This window comes from Devosia sp. J20-27 (assembly GCF_055808595.1).
The window spans coordinates 1,627,278-1,645,000 of record NZ_CM147875.1; the positions used below are offsets into that span (position 1 = coordinate 1,627,278).

19 protein-coding genes (1 of these 19 only partly in view) are annotated in these 17,723 nt (G+C 64.8%); 15 read left to right on the plus strand and 4 right to left on the minus strand.

Annotation, left to right across the window (positions count from 1 at the left end; translation table 11 throughout):
- The 3 genes from AC0L4C_RS08035 to AC0L4C_RS08045 are packed head-to-tail and all read left to right on the plus strand — an operon-like array spanning position 1 to position 1,351.
- Entirely contained in the window at positions 1-750 is a 750-nt protein-coding gene (locus tag AC0L4C_RS08035; protein WP_473403107.1) for a GNAT family N-acetyltransferase, read from the plus strand.
- Positions 747-1,145 (plus strand): (deoxy)nucleoside triphosphate pyrophosphohydrolase, encoded by a 399-nt coding sequence (locus AC0L4C_RS08040; RefSeq protein ID WP_473403108.1) that lies wholly within the window; start codon positions 747-749, stop codon positions 1,143-1,145. Before AC0L4C_RS08035 ends, AC0L4C_RS08040 begins: the two co-directional genes overlap by 4 nt.
- 14 nt (positions 1,146-1,159) lie before the next feature.
- Positions 1,160-1,351 carry a Flp family type IVb pilin gene (locus AC0L4C_RS08045; RefSeq protein ID WP_473403109.1) on the plus strand — a complete coding sequence of 64 codons (192 nt, stop codon included), beginning with the start codon at positions 1,160-1,162 and terminating at the stop codon, positions 1,349-1,351.
- Here AC0L4C_RS08045 and AC0L4C_RS08050 read toward each other — a convergent pair.
- Positions 1,348-2,187, minus strand: coding sequence for a class I SAM-dependent methyltransferase (locus AC0L4C_RS08050; protein ID WP_473403110.1), 840 nt, complete (start codon positions 2,185-2,187; stop codon positions 1,348-1,350). The genes AC0L4C_RS08045 and AC0L4C_RS08050 overlap by 4 nt on opposite strands.
- A gap of 77 nt (positions 2,188-2,264) precedes the next feature.
- Here AC0L4C_RS08050 and AC0L4C_RS08055 point away from each other — a divergent pair, with 77 nt between their 5' ends.
- The 5 genes from AC0L4C_RS08055 (at position 2,265) to AC0L4C_RS08075 (ending at position 5,548) form a co-directional block, all read left to right on the plus strand.
- Positions 2,265-3,008 carry a ComF family protein gene (locus tag AC0L4C_RS08055; protein WP_473403111.1) on the plus strand — a complete coding sequence of 248 codons (744 nt, stop codon included), beginning with the start codon at positions 2,265-2,267 and terminating at the stop codon, positions 3,006-3,008.
- 48 nt (positions 3,009-3,056) lie between these two features.
- Positions 3,057-3,311 carry a glutaredoxin 3 gene (grxC, locus tag AC0L4C_RS08060; RefSeq protein WP_473403112.1) on the plus strand — a complete coding sequence of 85 codons (255 nt, stop codon included), beginning with the start codon at positions 3,057-3,059 and terminating at the stop codon, positions 3,309-3,311.
- A gap of 8 nt (positions 3,312-3,319) precedes the next feature.
- On the plus strand, positions 3,320-4,156 hold the full coding sequence (locus tag AC0L4C_RS08065; RefSeq protein ID WP_473403113.1) for a carbon-nitrogen hydrolase family protein: 837 nt from the start codon (positions 3,320-3,322) through the stop codon (positions 4,154-4,156).
- 23 nt (positions 4,157-4,179) lie between these two features.
- Entirely contained in the window at positions 4,180-4,605 is a 426-nt protein-coding gene (locus AC0L4C_RS08070; RefSeq protein WP_473403478.1) for a DUF1178 family protein, read from the plus strand.
- A gap of 97 nt (positions 4,606-4,702) precedes the next feature.
- Positions 4,703-5,548: an aldo/keto reductase gene (locus tag AC0L4C_RS08075; protein ID WP_473403114.1), complete on the plus strand. Its 846-nt coding sequence runs from the start codon at positions 4,703-4,705 to the stop codon at positions 5,546-5,548.
- Positions 5,549-5,637: 89 nt separating this feature from the next.
- Here the strand turns inward: AC0L4C_RS08075 and ubiG are convergent, their stop codons facing one another.
- Together ubiG and AC0L4C_RS08085 are read right to left on the minus strand one after the other, a co-directional pair.
- Complete coding sequence (gene ubiG, locus AC0L4C_RS08080) at positions 5,638-6,375, minus strand: bifunctional 2-polyprenyl-6-hydroxyphenol methylase/3-demethylubiquinol 3-O-methyltransferase UbiG (RefSeq protein ID WP_473403115.1); 738 nt, start codon at positions 6,373-6,375, stop codon at positions 5,638-5,640.
- 52 nt (positions 6,376-6,427) lie between these two features.
- Positions 6,428-6,814 carry a nuclear transport factor 2 family protein gene (locus AC0L4C_RS08085; protein ID WP_473403116.1) on the minus strand — a complete coding sequence of 129 codons (387 nt, stop codon included), beginning with the start codon at positions 6,812-6,814 and terminating at the stop codon, positions 6,428-6,430.
- Positions 6,815-6,928: 114 nt separating this feature from the next.
- Here AC0L4C_RS08085 and AC0L4C_RS08090 point away from each other — a divergent pair, with 114 nt between their 5' ends.
- The 7 genes from AC0L4C_RS08090 to AC0L4C_RS08120 all read left to right on the plus strand — a co-directional run bounded on the left by AC0L4C_RS08090 (position 6,929) and on the right by AC0L4C_RS08120 (position 16,789).
- Positions 6,929-8,200 carry an aspartate kinase gene (locus tag AC0L4C_RS08090; RefSeq protein WP_473403117.1) on the plus strand — a complete coding sequence of 424 codons (1,272 nt, stop codon included), beginning with the start codon at positions 6,929-6,931 and terminating at the stop codon, positions 8,198-8,200.
- 63 nt (positions 8,201-8,263) lie between these two features.
- Entirely contained in the window at positions 8,264-10,534 is a 2,271-nt protein-coding gene (gene ptsP / locus AC0L4C_RS08095) for a phosphoenolpyruvate--protein phosphotransferase (RefSeq protein ID WP_473403118.1), read from the plus strand.
- 7 nt (positions 10,535-10,541) lie between these two features.
- On the plus strand, positions 10,542-11,618 hold the full coding sequence (gene prfA / locus AC0L4C_RS08100) for a peptide chain release factor 1 (RefSeq protein ID WP_473403119.1): 1,077 nt from the start codon (positions 10,542-10,544) through the stop codon (positions 11,616-11,618).
- A gap of 11 nt (positions 11,619-11,629) precedes the next feature.
- Positions 11,630-12,472, plus strand: coding sequence for a peptide chain release factor N(5)-glutamine methyltransferase (prmC, locus tag AC0L4C_RS08105; RefSeq protein ID WP_473403479.1), 843 nt, complete (start codon positions 11,630-11,632; stop codon positions 12,470-12,472).
- Positions 12,473-12,854: 382 nt separating this feature from the next.
- Complete coding sequence (locus AC0L4C_RS08110) at positions 12,855-13,517, plus strand: DUF4167 domain-containing protein (protein ID WP_473403120.1); 663 nt, start codon at positions 12,855-12,857, stop codon at positions 13,515-13,517.
- A gap of 198 nt (positions 13,518-13,715) precedes the next feature.
- Positions 13,716-16,328: an ATP-dependent chaperone ClpB gene (clpB, locus tag AC0L4C_RS08115; RefSeq protein ID WP_473403121.1), complete on the plus strand. Its 2,613-nt coding sequence runs from the start codon at positions 13,716-13,718 to the stop codon at positions 16,326-16,328.
- Between the two features lie 107 nt (positions 16,329-16,435).
- On the plus strand, positions 16,436-16,789 hold the full coding sequence (locus AC0L4C_RS08120) for a VOC family protein (RefSeq protein WP_473403122.1): 354 nt from the start codon (positions 16,436-16,438) through the stop codon (positions 16,787-16,789).
- Positions 16,790-16,793: 4 nt separating this feature from the next.
- Here AC0L4C_RS08120 and AC0L4C_RS08125 read toward each other — a convergent pair whose 3' ends face one another.
- Positions 16,794-17,723, minus strand: partial view of a M23 family metallopeptidase gene (locus AC0L4C_RS08125; protein WP_473403123.1) — the 3' portion only. Its footprint extends 1,026 nt past the window's final position; the window shows 930 of its 1,956 coding nt (coding positions 1,027-1,956); its start codon lies beyond the right edge, outside the window; it ends in the stop codon at positions 16,794-16,796.

Consider the following 17,723-nt stretch of genomic DNA (forward strand, 5'->3'; position numbering starts at 1 on the left):
GTGCACCCCTCGGTTGCCGAGATCGAGTCGGCCACGCTGACGGCCTGGCCGGCATTGCAGACAGCGCACGACCGGCTGTGGCTGTGGCGCGGCGCCGGCGGCTACTCGAAGCGCGCCAATTCGATCCATTGCCTCGATCCCTCCGACGATGCCGATGCCGATGCCCGGCTGGAGCGCATGGTGGCGCTGTCGCGCTACAATGAGATCCCGCCGGTCTTCCGGGTCACCCCGCTATGCGCGCCCGGCGTGCAGAGGGCCCTCGACGCGGCTGGCTGGGTGACATTCGAGCCCAGTCTCGTCCTCACCCAGGCCATGCCCGAAGGTGACTACCCGGTCCGCGCCAGGGTCCGGCAGTGCGACCCGCGGGACCCCGAGTGGCATGAAGCGCAGGGCGCGATGAGCGGCTACAATCCGCATACGCTGGCCCTGCTCAAGGCCATTCTGCATGCCTCCGCGGCCGAAAACTGCGGCCTGCTGGCGCTGGACGAGAACGACGTACCGGTCGCGGCAGCACTCGCCACCGTCGCCAGCGGCATTGCCGTCTTCCTCAATGTCGTCGTCAGCCCGGCCCAGCGCGGCAAGGGCTATGGCCGCGATGTCATGTCCGCCGCGCTGAACTGGTCGCGTAGCGCCGGGGCCACGTCGGCGGCCATCCAGGTGCTGGCCGGCAACGATCCGGCGGTCAGCCTCTACACGTCCCTGGGCTTTACGCAGGCCTATACCTATCACTACCGGAAGCCCGCTGAATGAAGATCCTGCTGGTCGTTGCCTGCGCCCTGATCGATGCCGACCGCCGTGTGCTGATCGCGCAGCGCCCGCAAGGCAAGCAGTTGACCGGGCTCTGGGAATTTCCGGGCGGCAAGCTGGAGCAGGGCGAGTCGCCGGAAGCGGCGCTGATCCGGGAACTCGAGGAAGAGCTGGGGGTGTCGACCAAGACGGCCTGCCTGGCGCCGCTCAGTTTTGCCTCGCATTCTTACGAAAGCTTTCACCTTCTGATGCCACTTTACGTCTGTCGGAAGTGGCAGGGAACGCCGCAGGCGCGTGAGCACAGTGCCCTCAAATGGGTCAGGCCACAGGCCCTGCGGGACTATCCCATGCCGCCGGCAGACGAACCGCTGATCGCACCACTCTGCGATCTGCTCTAGGGGTGGGTGCGAAGATGCGCAGCAAAGTCGTCCAGTTTGTCGAAGATCAGAATGGGGCTACGGCGATCGAGTACGGACTGATCGCCGGTCTGGTGGCTGTTGGCATCATCGTGGCCCTCACCACTTTCGGCAGCAGTCTGCTGACGATGTTCGGCTTCATCAGGGACGAAGCCGGCGGCGCCATGGACGCGGCCAGCGCAACCTAGTCGCGCCCTAGCACATCCTTCAGACTGACCTGCGCGCTGCCGGGCCTCAACGGCTTCTGCTGGCTTTCGTCCGGAGCCCAGCCACTCATCCAGATCAACTCGAGCGTCGCCCGGATCCGTCCGTCCGCGTCTGAAAACTCCGCTGCATAGGCCTCTGCGGCCGCAGCGAGCAAGCGCGGCGTCATCAGGCGGCCCGGCTTGTCGGCCAGCGGGTTGCTGGCCCCGAGTGCGCGGATTTCCTGCATCAGGGCGAACGGGGTCGCATAGCGCACGGTATGCGTCTCGACATCGGCAACGGGCAGGGCGAGCCCGGCTCGCTGCAGCAAGCCTCCGGCGTCCGACAGCGGAATGAAGGGCGCCACCCTGGCCGAGGCGCCGCCCGTGCTGGACTCGGCGCTGAGGAAGGCGTGGCGCAACTCGAACAGGCTGTCGCCGCCGATCGCCACAGCAATGAACAGGCCGTCCGGCGCCAGGTGATGGCGAATGCGGGTCAGGAAACCGACGACATCGTTGATGACCTGGAGATCGAAGATCGACACGATCAGATCGTAGCCGGTGCGTGGCAGCGTCAGCCGCTCGGGGTCGATCCCGGCGTCCAGCACCGTCGAAATCCGTTCGAACTCGAAGCTGCCGTCGCGTGAATTGCCGCGCAGCGGCATCTGCGATGCGTCGGGCGAGAGGATGGCGGCCTGCCTGAAGGTCCGGGTCACCACCTGCAGCCGCTCGGCCAGATCGTCGAGCACCAGCCGCGTGACGAAATCCTCGCTGGCCGGGCTGCGTCGCTGCAGGCGCTGGAGGATCAGATCGCGGTCGAAAGTCTTTGGTGGAAGGGCCATGGGAGACACGCCGTTTCTGTGGCAGGGTCGCGGTTATGCAGAGCGATGCTGGGCTTGTCAAAGTCGGGACGGGGGTGGTGCGCGGATTGAGGGCGCTGGGCGGCGTCATGCTCGATCAGCTCTATCCACCTACCTGCTTGCACTGCGATGCTCCCGTTGCCATCCCCGATGCGCTTTGCGCCGCCTGTTTCGTGCAGTTGCGGCCGATTACGGCGCCACTTTGCCCGCGGCTCGGCATTCCTTTCGAGGTGTCGCTGGGACCGGACGCCGTGTCGGCAGAAGCCATAGCCGATCCGCCACCCTTCGACAGAGCCCGTTCGGCGGTGCTCTATAACGATGTTGCCCGCAAGCTGGTCAGTCGCCTCAAATACGGCGACCGGCCGGAACTGGCGCGCTTCTGTGCCCGGCTGATGGCGGCTGCGGGGCACGAATACTGGGCCGCCGGGCCGGTGCTGCTGCCGGTGCCGCTGCATCCGTGGCGGCAGTTCAGGCGGCGCTACAATCAATCGACCGAACTGGCGCGGCTGCTTGGCCGGCTCACCGGCCTGCCGGTCGATCCTCTCCTCGTGAGGCGGCAGCGAAATACCCGGCAGCAGGTGGGGCTGACGGCGGACGCCCGGGCCCGCAACGTTGCCGGCGCCTTCGTGGCGTCTCCGGATTGTCCGTCCCGGCTGAAGGGGCGGAACGTGGTGATCGTCGATGACGTCATTACCACCGGTGCTACCGTCAAGGCAGTGACGCGGGCGCTGCAGAACGTCGGCGTCGAACACGTCGACGTGCTCAGCTTTGCCCGGGTCACCGTTGCCGACGGCTTGTCCTGATCACCGGCCACCCCATATGAATGTTCAGCAACAAAACAGGTGACCGCAATGTCCAAGGTCGAAATCTATACCACTCAGTGGTGCCCGTATTGCCACGCGGCCAAGGCGCTGCTCGATGAAAAGGGCGTCACCTATGACGAGGTGAACGCCGAACATCCCGAAGTGCGGGCGAGCATGGTGCAGCGCGCCAATGGCCGCCGCACCGTGCCGCAGATCTTTATCGGCGAGACGCATGTCGGCGGCTATGACGACATGGCGGCGCTCGATCGCCGCGGCCAGCTCGATCCGCTGCTCGCCTCCTAGGTCCCCTCATGCGCGTTGCCGTGCTGCAGATGCGCTCGGGCACCCAGCCCGGGCCCAATCTGGCTGAACTCGACAGGCTGGCCGGCGAGGCCGTGGCGCAGGGCGCGGCCTATGCGCTCAGTCCCGAAGTCACCGTGGCATTTGCGCAGAACCGCGACGGGCTGAAAGCTGTGGCGGGTCCGTGGGAGGATAATCCTGCCATTGCCGCAGTCGCCGGCATCGCCCGCCGCCATCGGCTCATTCTTCACCTTGGCTCGCTCGCCGTCGCTTTGCCGGATGGCCGATTTGCCAACCGGTCGGTGCTTTTCCTGCCGGATGGCAGCATTGCCGCCACCTACGACAAGGTGCATCTGTTCGACGCGACCCTCCCTGGCCTCAGCGAATACCGCGAGAGCGCGACCTATGCCGCTGGCGACCGGGCCGTGCTGACCCGCGCCCCGGGCTTCGGGCTCGGCATGACCATCTGCTACGACGTGCGCTTTCCGGTGCTCTACCGGGCGCTGGCGGAAGCTGGCGCCGAGGTGCTGGCCGTGCCTGCTGCCTTCACTCGTCCGACGGGCGAAGCGCATTGGCATGTGCTGCTGCGGGCGCGCGCCATCGAGACCGGCTGCTACGTGATTGCCGCCGCCCAGGCCGGCTCGCATGAAAATGGCCGGCAGACCTATGGCCACTCCATGATCATCGACCCCTGGGGCAAGATCGTTGCCGAACTCGACGGCGAAACGCCCGGCGTCGCCGTTGCCGATATCGATTTGCAGGCCATCGCCGACGCGCGGGGACGGGTTCCGGCGCTTGCCAATGCGCGGCCGTTTTCGCTAAGCGTTAACGATAAGGGCGCATCCTGACGCCTGAATAAGGTTTGAGTTCCGTGATCAACTACGCCCTCGTTTGCGACAATGAGCACAAGTTCGATGCCTGGTTCCGTAGCGCCGAGGCGTATGACGAGCAGAGCCAGCGTGGCATCGTGTCCTGTCCGATCTGCGACTCGCGCGCGGTCTCCAAGGGCCTGATGGCGCCATCGGTGAGCAGGTCCAGCTCGGACAAGGTGGCGCTCTCCATCGGTCATCCGCAGCACAAGCAGCTGCGCGAGGCGATGCGGGCACTGCGCAACAAGGTGACGGCGGAAGCGGACTATGTCGGCGACCAGTTTGCCAGCGAGGCCCGCAAGATCCATTTCAAGGAAGTGGATGCCCGCGGCATCTATGGCGAAGCGACGCGCGACGAGGTTGCGAGCCTCATCGATGAGGGCGTGGACTTCATGCCGCTCCCGAACTTCCCCGAAGAGCACAATTAGCTCCACGAGACGGTTGGTCGTCTCCCACTTTGGCAGGGTTGTTCCTCGTCGGCGGCGAGCGATATAATCGCGCCTCTTACCGAGGAGACTTCCCCCCATGAGCACACCTGACGCGGCCCTTTCGGGCACTTTCTCCATTGGCGGCGACATGACCGTCAACCGGCTCGGCTATGGCGCCATGCGCATTACCGGGCAGGGCATCTGGGGGCCGCCGGCCGATCTCGACGGCGCGAAAGCAACGCTGCGCCGCCTCAAGGATCTCAACATCGATTTCATCGACACGGCCGAGGCCTATGGGCCTTCTGTGTCCGAGGACCTGATTGCCGAGGTGCTTGCGCCCTATGGCAAGATCAAGATTGCCACCAAGGGTGGCCACTCGCGCCAGGGGCCGGACACCTGGACGCCCATCGGCCGCCCCGAATTCCTGCGTCAGGGTGTGCTCACCAGCCTCCTGCGCCTCAAGCAGGAGCAGATCGATCTCTGGCAGTTGCACCGCATCGATCCCAAGGTCCCGCGCGACGAGCAGTTCGACACCATCGCGGGCTTCCTCAAGGAGGGCCTTATCCGCCACGCCGGGCTGTCAGAAGTCACCGTCGAAGAGATCGAGGCGGCGCAGAAGCACTTCAAGGTGGCTTCGGTGCAGAACCGCTACCACACCGGGGATCGCGCCAGCGAGGCGGTCCTCGACCATTGCGAGAAGCACAACATCGCCTTCATTCCGTGGCGTCCCATCGCTCACGGCAAGATCGGCGGCGAGCTCTATGAGAAGCTGGGCAAGACCTACAATGCCACGCCCAGCCAGCTGGCGCTGGCCTGGCTGCTGAAGCGTTCGCCGGTCATGCTGCCGATCCCGGGCACCGGCAAGGTCAAGCACCTTGAGGAAAATACCGCCGCGGCAGCCATCCAGCTGTCCGATGAGGACTTCGCGGCTCTGAGCAAATAGTCGCCAGATCCGAAGCAGTCTGACCAGCACACCGGGGGCTGCGCCAAGATGGCGCGGCCCTGACTGTCATGGCAGTCGGCCAGTGCCGATCAGGCGGCCTTTTCGGCCAGTACCATGTAATTGACCCCGGTATCCCGGCTGCGGCGCCATTCGTCGGCCAGCGGATGGAAGACAACGCCGGTCTTCTCAACGACTGACAGGCCGTTGCGGCTGACGAGGGCCGAAATCTCTTCGGGCGTCAGGAACTTGGCATAGTCGTGCGTGCCCTTGGGTAGCCAGCGCAGCACCTGTTCGGCGCCGACGATGGCAAAGGCATAGGCGCGCAACGTACGGTTGATGCTGGCGGTGAACAGCAGCCCGCCGGGGGCCACGAGCTCGGCGCAGCTCTTCATGTAGAGCGGGACATTGTCGACGTGCTCGACCACTTCCATGTTGAGCACGATATCGAACGTCTCGCCGGTCTCGGCCAGCGCCTCGGCGGTGGTCGCCCGGTAGTCGATCTTCAGGCCTGACTGGTCGGCGTGCAAGCTGGCGATGGCAATGTTGCGCTCGGCTGCGTCAGCCCCGACGACGCTGGCCCCCAGGCGTGTCAGCGGTTCGCTGAGCAGTCCGCCGCCGCAGCCGATATCGAGGATGCGCAGGCCTTCCAGTGGCCGGCGCTTGCTGGCGTCCCGACCAAAATGAGCGATCGCCCTGTCCCGGATATAGCCGAGCCGGACCGGGTTGAACTTGTGCAGGGGTCTGAACTTGCCCTTAGGGTCCCACCACTCCTCGGCCATTGCCGTGAACTTGGCGACTTCCTCGGGGTTGATCGTGGTTGCTGGCATCGCGGCCTCCTTGCCCGTCTCAGGTGAGCGCTGCAGGGCGTCGAGTCAAGCCTCAGACCTTCGGTTCCGAGCCGTGAAACAGCCGCCATCGCCAGTGCCCGCCGTCACGCTGCAGCACGCCGCTGAGCCTGTAGGGCCGGCGGACTGTTACCGTTTCCGAGCGGGCGACCGCATGCCCCTCGGCGAATAGCCAGCCGATGCTGTCCCGGGCCGACAGGTCAATCCCGTCCCACTCCCAGGTATAGGCGGCGGGAAGGGCGAAAATGGCCGCGAAGAAGGGCTCGAGTTCGGCACGGCCGCGCGCAATTTCGCCGGGTTCGGAGCCGACCAGCACACCGTTCTCGGCGAATTCATCCACGATGGCGAGGTCGCGGGTCAGCATCAGCTGGCCGAGACGCTGGAGGGCGGCGCGTAAACCCGCAGGTTTAACCTGTTCCATGCCGTGTCAGACCCGCCATCCATGTTGCCAGCACAGGCGTCTTGTGGCATGTCCCGCGCGAAACGCAAACGCCAATGCGCCGGGCATTCTCCGGCGGTCTCCCAAGGACATTCTGTGGCCCGCATCGTGATGAAGTTTGGCGGCACGTCCGTCGCCAGTGTGGAACGCATCCGCCAGGCGGCGCGCCATGTGCAGCGCGAAGCCCAGGCCGGCAACCAGGTCATCGTCGTGGTTTCGGCCATGTCGGGCAAGACCAACGAGCTGGTGGGCTGGGTCAACGAGGCCTCGAAACTGCATGATGCCCGCGAATATGACGCCGTGGTGGCATCGGGCGAGCAGGTCACGGCCGGGCTGATGGCCGTGGTGCTGAGCGAACTGGGCGTGCCGTCGCGTTCGTTCCAGGGCTGGCAGGTGCCGATCAATACCGATGACGCCCATGGCGCGGCGCGGATTGTGTCGATCGACCCTACCGAGCTCGAAAAGCGCATGCATGAAGGCGTCGTGCCGGTCGTTACCGGCTTCCAGGGTGTGGCGCCATCCGGCCGGGTGACGACGCTCGGGCGGGGCGGTTCGGACACCTCGGCGGTGGCTGTGGCGGCCGCGGTCAAGGCCGACCGCTGCGATATCTATACCGATGTCGACGGGGTCTACACGACGGATCCACGGATTACCCCGAAGGCCCGGCGCCTGACCAAGATCTCGTTCGAAGAGATGCTGGAGATGGCGTCGCTTGGCGCCAAGGTGCTGATGATCCGGTCGGTCGAAATGGCCATGGCCCACAAGGTCCGGCTCACAGTCCGTTCCACTTTTGATGATCCGGAGGCGCCGCAGGTGGCGCCCGACGGGACCCCCGGCGTGCCTGGTACGCTTGTTTGCGATGAGGATGAGATCATGGAACAGCAGATAGTTTCGGGCGTCACGCTGGCGCGGGCCGAATCCAAGATTACGCTGCGGGACGTCAAGGATCGCCCCGGCGTCGCGGCGGCAGTGTTCGGCACCCTGTCGGACGAGTCCATCGTCGTCGACATGATCGTCCAGAATGTTTCCGAGGACGGGTCGACCACCGATATCACCTTCACCGTGCCGGATGCCGAGCATGACAAGGCGGTGAGCGCCCTCAAGGCCGCGGCCGCTGCCGATCGTTTCGAATACCGGCTGCTGACCAGCGCCAAGGGCGGCGCGAAGGTATCGGTCGTGGGCGTCGGAATGCGCAATCACGCCGGCGTTGCGGCATCGATGTTCAAGGCACTTGCCGACAAGTCGATCAATATCCAGCTGATTACAACTTCGGAAATCAAGACCTCGGTACTCATTGATGATGAATATGCCGAGCTTGCGGTTCGGGCCCTGCATACGTATTACGGGTTGGACAAGGAAGACGCCTGACGCCAAGAGCCCAGCTCGCTGACGACAGGCCCCCAGGGGCGGCCTGTCCGCCAGGCGGAGGATATGGCGACAGCGATCGGCGGCGGTCCGCGCGTGCTCTTGCGGCAATTGCGCGAAACTATGGCGGAGCCTCTGGCTGCGCAGGATCGCCTCAACAAGATTGTCGGTCTGATTGCCGAGAACATGCGGGCCGATGTCTGCTCGTTCTACGTGCTGCGCGACGATGGTGCCCTCGAGCTCTTTGCCAACCGCGGGTTCAATCCCGAGGCCGTGCACATGACCACGCTGCGGCTGGGCGAGGGCCTTGTGGGCCTGATTGCGGCCGAGGCCGAAGCGCTCAGTCTCGAGAGCGCGCCCTCCCATCCCGCCTTTGCCTATCGCCCGGAAACCGGCGAAGACGCCTATAACGCCTTTCTTGGCGTGCCGGTGCTGCGTGCCGGCCAGACGCTGGGCGTCCTTGTCGTGCAGAACGCCGCGCGGCGGGTCTATGGCGAGGACGAGACCGAAGCCATGCTGACCACGGCGACCATCCTCGCCGAAATGATCGCCACGTCGGATTTCGACGCGCTGATCAAGCCGGGGCAGGATATCGACCTGCGGCGGCCGCGGACGTTCATCGGCACCGGCTTTACCGACGGCATCGCGCTCGGCCAGGTGGTGCTGCACGATCCGCGCGTCGTGGTGACCAATTTCATCGCCGAAGATACCGATATCGAGCAGCACCGGCTGACGGCGGCGCTCGACAAGATGCGGATCTCGATCGACGCCATGCTCAGTCACGGCGACATGCAGCCGATGACCGATCATCGGGAAATTCTCGAGAGCTACCGGATGTTCGCGCATGATCGCGGCTGGGTCGACCGGCTGCGCGAGGCGATCGACAACGGTCTGACGGCCGAAGCGGCGGTCGAGCGGGTGCAGAACGATACCCGGGCGCGGATGATGCGGTCGACCGACCCCTACATCAAGGACCGGCTGCACGACCTCGACGATCTGGCCAACCGGCTGCTGCGGTCGCTGACCGGCGACGGGCGCGCCATCGGCGCCAAGGAACTGCCCGAAAACGCGATCCTGATTGCGCGCAACATGGGGCCGGCGGAACTGCTCGAATATGACCGGACGCGTCTGCGCGCCATCGTACTCGAAGAGGGCGGCTCGACGGCGCATGTAGCGATCATCGCCAAGTCGCTGGGCATGGTGGCCGTCGGCCAGGCTGAAAACATCGTGTCACTGGCCGAGGCCGGCGACGACATCATCGTCGACGGTCCTGCCGGCACGGTCTTCCTGCGCCCCACCCACGATGTCGAGCAGACCTATATCGACAAGGTCCGGGTCTCGGCCAAGCGCCGCGCGCACTATCTGGAGCTGCGAGACAAGCCGTCGACCACGCGCGACGGCATCGAGATCACGCTGCTGCACAACTCGGGCCTCGTCGCCGACCTGCCGATGCTCAACGACACGGGAGCGGCGGGCGTCGGTCTGTTCCGCACAGAACTGCAGTTCATGATCGCCTCCAAGCTGCCGCGGCTCAATGAGCAGGTGGAGCTCTATTCCGAGGCGATCCGGCTGGCCGAGGGACGGCCCATCGTCTTCCGCCTGCTCGATATCGGTGGCGACAAGGTCATCCCCTACCTGCGGGCCGAAGTCGAGGAGAACCCGGCCATGGGGTTCCGCTCGCTGCGGCTGGCCCTCGACCGGCCGGGGCTGCTGCGCATCCAGATTCGGGCCCTGCTGCAGGCCGCCAATGGCGGGCCGATGAAGATACTGGTGCCCATGGTCACCGACGCCTGGGAGTTCCGCAAGACCCGGCAGGTGGTCAATCGCGAGCTCGAACGCATGGTCCGGGAGGGGCGGCCGCTGCCGTCCAAGCTGGAAGTGGGGGCGATGATCGAGGTACCGTCGCTGCTTTGGGAGCTCGACCAGATCCTTCCCGAGGCCGATTTCGTCTCCATCGGGTCGAACGACCTCGTGATGTTCATGACCGCCGCCGACCGCGCCAATTCGCGCGTCGCCAAGGCCTATGATCCGATCGCCCTGCCGCGCCTGCGGGCTTTGCGCCATATCGTCGACTCGGCGCGGCGCTACGGCGTGCCGCTGACCATGTGCGGTGAACTGGCCGGAAAGACCGTCGAGGCGCTGGCGCTGATGTCGATTGGCATGACGCGGCTGTCGATGGGGCCGCCGTCCGTCGGTCCGATCAAGGAAATGATCCTCGGGCTCGAACTCGAGCCCATCCGCAAATCCGTTGCCTCAGCCCTGCTCGAAGGCTCGAGCGGCGTCGGTATCCGCGAGCTGCTGCTCGACTGGGCCGAGCGGCAGTCGCTTATCATTTAGGTTCTCCATGCCCGCACTCCCCCAGGACAAGCTCGCCGCTCTGGAAAAGCGCTTCGAATCCGTCGAGGCCGCCCTGTCGTCCGGTCCCTCGGCCGACGAATTCGTGCGCCTGTCCAAGGAATATGCCGAGCTCGAGCCGGTCGTCCGGCCGATCATCGCCTACCGCAAGCTGTCCTCCGATCTCGAATCGGCCGAAAAACTGATCGATTCCGGCGACAAGGAAATGGCCGAGATGGCCGAAGCCGAGATCGAAGAGCTGAGGCCCAGGCTCGAGCAGATGGAATCCGAGATTCAGATCCTGCTGCTGCCGAAGGACGCAGCGGATGAGAAGAGTGTCATCCTGGAGGTGCGGGGCGGTACCGGCGGCGACGAGGCCGCCTTGTTCGCCGGCGATCTGCTGCGCATGTACCAGCGCTACGCCGATCTGAATGGCTGGAAGTTCAGCCTGATGGAAGAAAGTCCCGGCGAAATGGGGGGCTACAAGGAAGTGGTCGCCAATATCTCGGGGAAGGGCGTCTACGCCAAGATGAAGTTCGAATCGGGCGTGCACCGGGTGCAGCGTGTGCCGGCCACCGAGTCGCAGGGTCGGATCCACACCTCTGCTGCCACCGTTGCGGTGCTGCCCGAGGTCGAGGATATCGATATCGACATCAAGCCCGAAGATATCCGGATCGATACCATGCGGTCGTCCGGTGCCGGTGGGCAGCACGTCAACACGACCGATTCGGCGGTGCGCATCACCCATATCCCCACCGGTATCGTCGTCACCTCGAGCCAGAAATCGCAGCACCAGAACCGCGCGACTGCCATGAAGGTGCTGCAGGCGCGGCTGTTCGAGGAACAGCGTCATGCCCGCGACTCGGCCCGTTCGGAGGCGCGCAAGGAGCAGGTGGGCTCGGGTGACCGCTCCGAACGCATCCGGACCTACAATTTCCCGCAGGGACGGGTCACTGACCACCGGATCAACCTGACGCTCTACAAGCTCGACAAGGTGATCGCCGGCGAGGCACTGGATGAGCTGATCTCGGCTCTGACGACCGAACACCAGGCCGCCCTGCTGGCCGAAATGGGGAGCGCGCCCTGAGCCGGCCGCTCATCGGCGAGGCCTGGCGGGGGGTCCGCGACCTCTTTCGTCGTGCCGGCATCGATACCCCGGAACTCGACGCCCGAATCCTCGCAGAAGTGGCGTTCAAGCTTGATCGCCTGGCGCTGGTGACGCGCGAGCGCGAGCCGGCGCCGCCCGAGGGACTCAAGGCCCTTGAGATCATGGGCGCCCGCCGGCTGCGGGGCGAGCCGGTCGTCCGTATCCTGGGCGAGAAGGAATTCTACGGCCTCTCGTTCCAGCTCAGCGACGCCACCCTGATCCCGCGGCCGGAAACCGAAATGCTGGTGGTGCGGGGGCTTGAGATCCTCGAGGGTCGCCATCACAAGCGTATCCTCGATCTGGGTACCGGCACCGGTTGCGTGGCAATCTCGCTCTTGACCGAGAGCCCGTCGGCGCACGCGGTTGCAGTTGATCTCTCGCCCGAGGCCATCGCCACGGCGCAGGCCAATGCCGACCGGCTCGGTGTCGACAGGCGGCTCGCCTTGCGGAAAGGCTCATGGTTCGGTCCGCTGCAGCGCGGTGAGGTGTTCGATCTGATTGTCTCGAACCCGCCCTATATTTCCAGCTCCGAAATCGGCGGTCTGGCGCGGGAAGTACGCGACCACGATCCGCGGCTGGCGCTGGATGGCGGCACGGACGGGCTCGATGCCTATCGCGCCATCCTGGCGGACGCGGTGCAATGGCTCAAGCCAGACGGCGCCGTGCTCTGCGAAATCGGCGCCACGCAAGGGCTTGCCGTCAAGTCGCTGTTCTTTCAGGCCGGGTTGCGCGATGTCACCGTCTTTCAGGACCTCGCAGGGCTTGATCGGGTCGTGGAAGGCCATCATATCTAGCAGCGAAACGGTGCTTCACAGGGCAATTCTGTATTTTCTGCTTGGAGATCGGGGCCGAAGCGGTTAGTTTCCCCATGCTGTCAACAGCGCAGGATTGCGCTTGAGGCGATGGCCACCCGTTCATTGGAAGCTGCGTTTGGCAGCTAGGTGCATCCGGACAAGGACCCGGTCTGCCTTGATGAGCCGCAAGTGGCTTAACCGCACAGCAACAAGATTCCGTTTTGCCGCAGCCCCCGGGCGCCTCGCACAGAGACAGACCCGGATCAGGCAAGACGAACCTCGAAACGACCCGTTCCGCCGCACCATTTGCCCAGGAACGTGAGGTCGGGTGTGCCGATGGCAAAGCCATCGCTGTTTCTGTCCAAGGCTTTGATACGAAACGATGAGACCAAACCAGAATAGCAACAAGAACCGTTCGCGCGGCCGTAACAACAATGGCGGACGCAAGCATATCAATCCGCTGTCGCGCAATTTCGAGAGCAACGGTCCTGATGTGAAGGTGCGCGGCAATGCCGCCCATATCGCAGAAAAATACCTGCAACTGGCCCGTGACGCGCAGTCGTCCGGCGACTCGGTGATGGCGGAGAACTATCTCCAGCATGCCGAGCACTACTTCCGGATCGTTGCCGCGGCGCAGCCGCAGCAGAGTGGACAGCGCGATGGGCAGACGACGGAAACCGAAGACTTCGACGACGATTTCCCGCCGATGAACGATCGTTTCGCGAGCCCCGAGCCGCGTCAGCCAGCCCAGCAGTCGCAGCCAAACGAGCAATCCTCGCAGCAGCCGCAGCAACAGCAGCCGGCCACGCCGGATGCCGGCAACGGCGAGACGGTCGTCATTCAGGCGGTTCCCGCCGAGGATGCCGAAGCGCAGCCGCAAGGCGAGGGCGAAGGTCGTCGTCGCGAGCGCCGTCCGCGTCGCCGGACACGCGCCAGTGCCGAAGGCGGCAGCCCCAGCGAGGGCGGCGCCGATCCCGGGGCTTCACCACAGCCCGACATCGGTCTGCCGGCCTTCCTGACAGCCGGTGGCACAGCTGCCGAATAGATTAAAAGACCGGGCCCAGCGCCCGGTCTTTTCGTTTCTGAATCCTCTCCTATATCTCTGGTGTGACGGGGTAGCGCCGCCGAGCGGGCATCCGGTCTTTGATCTGCGTCAGGACATCGGGTCCTGTTCGGGTCGACACTTCAGGCGTTGGTCTCCGTGCCGTTTCCGGGCGAGGCAGCGTGCAGAGAGGAGAATTGAATGAATATCGAGAAATACACCGAACGCTCGCGGGGGTTTATCCAGAGCGCACAGACCTTGGCTCTGGGCCGGGGGCATCAGCAGTTCACGCCGCTGCACCTGCTCAAGGTCCTGCTTGAGGACGAGGAAGGGCTGGCCTCGACGCTGATCCAGACGGCTGGCGGCAACGCCAAGCTGGCACTGAGCGAGACCGAAGCGGCCCTCAAGAAAATTCCATCCGTATCCGGCGACGGTTCACAGCTCTACCTCAGCCGGGAACTGGCGCGCGTCTTCGAGACTGCCGAGAGCGCGGCGCAGAAGGCCGGCGACTCGTTCGTCGCGGCTGAATATCTGCTGCTGGCGCTGTCGATTGAAAAGGATGTCGACGCTGGCAAGATCCTGTCGATGGCCGGTGTGACCCCGCAGGCGCTCAAGGATGCGATTGCCGCGGTGCGCAAGGGCCGTACGGCCGATTCGGCATCGGCAGAGCAGGGCTACGATGCTCTCAAGAAATACGCCATGGACCTGACCGAGCGGGCCCGTCAGGGCAAGCTCGACCCGGTGATCGGCCGCGACGAGGAGATTCGTCGCGCCATCCAGGTGCTCAGCCGCCGCACCAAGAACAATCCGGTGCTGATCGGCGAACCCGGTGTCGGCAAGACCGCCATCGCGGAAGGCCTGGCACTGCGCATCGTCAATGGCGATGTGCCCGAGTCGCTGAAGAAAAAGTCGCTGATGTCGCTCGACATGGGTGCGCTGATCGCCGGCGCGAAATATCGCGGCGAGTTCGAGGAACGGCTGAAAGCCGTCCTCAGCGAGATCGACGCGGCCGAAGGACAGATCATCCTGTTCATCGACGAGATGCACACGCTGGTCGGTGCCGGCAAGTCCGATGGCGCAATGGATGCGTCGAACCTGCTCAAGCCGGCCTTGGCGCGCGGCACGCTGCATTGCGTTGGCGCGACCACGCTCGACGAATACCGGAAATATATCGAGAAGGACGCGGCACTCGCCCGTCGCTTCCAGCCGGTCTTTGTCGACGAGCCGACGGTTGAAGACACCATCTCGATCCTGCGCGGTCTCAAGGAAAAGTACGAGCTGCACCACGGTGTGCGGATCTCGGACTCGGCTCTGGTTTCGGCGGCAACGTTATCGAATCGGTACATCACCGACCGTTTCCTGCCCGACAAGGCCATCGATCTGATGGACGAGGCGGCGGCGCGGCTGCGCATGGCGGTGGATTCCAAACCCGAAGAGCTCGACGAACTCGATCGCCGCATCCTGCAGCTCAAGATCGAACGCGAGGCGCTCAAGAAGGAATCGGACGATGCCTCCAAGACCCGGCTCGGCCGGCTTGAGGCCGATCTTGCCGATCTGGAAGAGCAGGCGGATGGACTCTCGGCTCGGTGGCAGGCGGAAAAGGCCCGCCTGCAGGGTGGTCAGAAGATCAAGGAAGAGCTCGACAAAGCCCGGACCGAGCTTGAGCTTGCACAACGGCAGGGCAATCTCGCCCGCGCCGGTGAGCTGGCCTATGGCATCATCCCCGAGCTCGAGCGTCAGCAGACGACTGCCGAGGGATCGGACGGCCAGCCGGACAATCCGATGGTCGAGGAGGTCGTGCAGCCGACGCATATCGCGCAGGTGGTCAGCCGCTGGACCGGCATCCCGGTCGATCGCATGCTCGAAGGCGAACGCGAGAAGCTGGTGGCCATGGAAGGCGAGCTGAGCAAGCGGGTCATTGGCCAGTCCGAGGCCGTTGAGTCGCTCGCGAGGGCCGTCAGGCGGTCGCGTGCCGGCCTCCAGGATCCCAACCGGCCCATCGGCTCGTTCATGTTCCTCGGGCCCACCGGCGTCGGCAAGACCGAGCTGACCAAGGCGCTTGCCGAGTTCCTGTTCGACGACGAGCACGCGATGGTACGTATCGATATGTCGGAATTCATGGAGAAGCACTCCGTGGCCCGGCTGATCGGCGCGCCTCCCGGCTATGTCGGCTATGACGAAGGCGGCGTGCTGACCGAAGCGGTGCGGCGCCGGCCGTATCAGGTGATTCTCTTTGACGAGATCGAAAAGGCTCACCCGGACGTCTTCAACGTCCTGCTGCAGGTGCTTGACGACGGGCGGCTGACGGACGGGCAGGGGCGGACGGTCGATTTCCGCAATACGGTCATCATCATGACCTCGAACCTGGGGTCGTCCTACCTGGTCGAACTCAAGGAAGGCGAGCCCGTCGAACTGGTGCGCGGCCGGGTGCTTGATGCCGTCAAGGCAGCGTTCCGGCCGGAGTTCATCAATCGTATCGATGACATCCTGCTGTTCCATCGCCTGGAGCGCAAGCACATGGGTGCCATCGTCGATATCCAGATGGGCCGGCTCAAGCAGCTGCTGGCCGACCGGGACATCGCGCTCGAACTCACTCCCGCGGCGCGCGACTGGCTCGCCAATGAGGGCTACGATCCTGCCTACGGAGCCCGGCCGCTCAAGCGCGTCATCCAGCGCGCGGTGCAGGACCAGCTCGCCGAGGAGATCCTCTCGGGCAGTGTTGTCGACGGCACCTCGGTGGTGGTGGATGCCGGCGAGGCCGGACTGGTTGTCCGGCCGGCTGGCGAAAGCACTGGCATCGACGCCGCGGCCTGATCCATGCCGCAACAGCACAACAGGGGCCGGTCCGTGGACCGGCCCTTTTTCTTGCACAGCGCCTCGGGATCAGATAGAACAAACGAGGAACAAACAGGAGGGCGCAGATGACCAGCTACAAGGTCGACTATTTCGAACTGCCGACACGTGGCACGGAGATCAGCGAGAACTTCTTCCGCAAGGCCTTCGGATGGGACAGCAAGTCCTACGGTCCTGGCTACAGCGAACTGGTCGATACGGGGCTGTCGGGGGTGCTTGGCGGCCTCAGCGCTGACGCCGGCGAAAGTCCGTCAGGCGTCCTCGTCGGCATCCGCACCGACGATATCGCTGCGGCAGAGAAGGCCATCGTGGATGCGGGCGGCACAATCACCAGGGCTGTCTACGACTATCCGGGCGGGCAGCGTTTCTTCTTTCGCGAGCCTGGCGGCTCGGAAATGCTGGTCTATTGCCCGGCGGAGTAGATGGTTACTGCACGGAAGCGACGGTGATCGGTGCGGCTTCGCGCTGCATCAGATCGCGGATCTGCGAAATGGTCTGCTTGAAGGCCTGATCGTACTGCGCCGGCAGGGACTTGTCGCGCGGCAGCTTGACGCTCAGCGGGTCAACCACACGGCCGTTGACCTTGATCTCGAAGTGCAGGTGGTTGCCGGTCGAATTGCCGGTCGATCCGACATAGCCGATGATCTGGCCCTGGCGGACCCGCATGCCCGCCTTGATGTCGGCGAAACGGCTCATGTGCCCGTAGCCGGTCTCGAAACCGTTGACGTGCTGGATCTCGACCTTCTTGCCGTAGCCCGACACCCAGCCGACGCGCTCGACGATACCATCGCCCGACGCGTAGATCGGTGTGCCGCGCGGGGCGGCAAGGTCAACGCCGTTATGCAGCCGCTTGGTGCGGAAGATCGGGTGGATACGGTAACCGAAGCGGCTGGACAGCCGGCCCCCGCCCTGCACCGGTCGGCGGGTCAGGAACCGCTTGCCGGTTTCGCCCGAGGGGTCGAAATAGTCGATGGTGCCGTCGTCGGTCCGGAAGCGATAGAGTTCACGCAGGCTGTTGCCGAGCTTGAGCGCCACATAGAGCAATTCCTGCCGGCCCTTGGCGTCCTTCTGCGTCTCCAGAATCTCGATCGAGTCGCCGGCGCTGATCTTTTTGGTCAGATCGACGTCATAGGCGAACATGGCGACGATGCGCTCGGTCGTCTTGTCGTCGATGTTGTGCTTGCGCGCCGTCTCCCAGACCGAACGATAGACGGTCGGCAGGGCGGCAACGTCGGTCGATTCGACGTCTTCCTCGGGGAAGGTGGTTTCCGTGGGCGCGAGACCGAGCACATAGGAGCCGCGATCGGTCAGCGCCGCAGTCGCTGCATGCTGCGGCTCGCCGGCCTGATCGGGGAA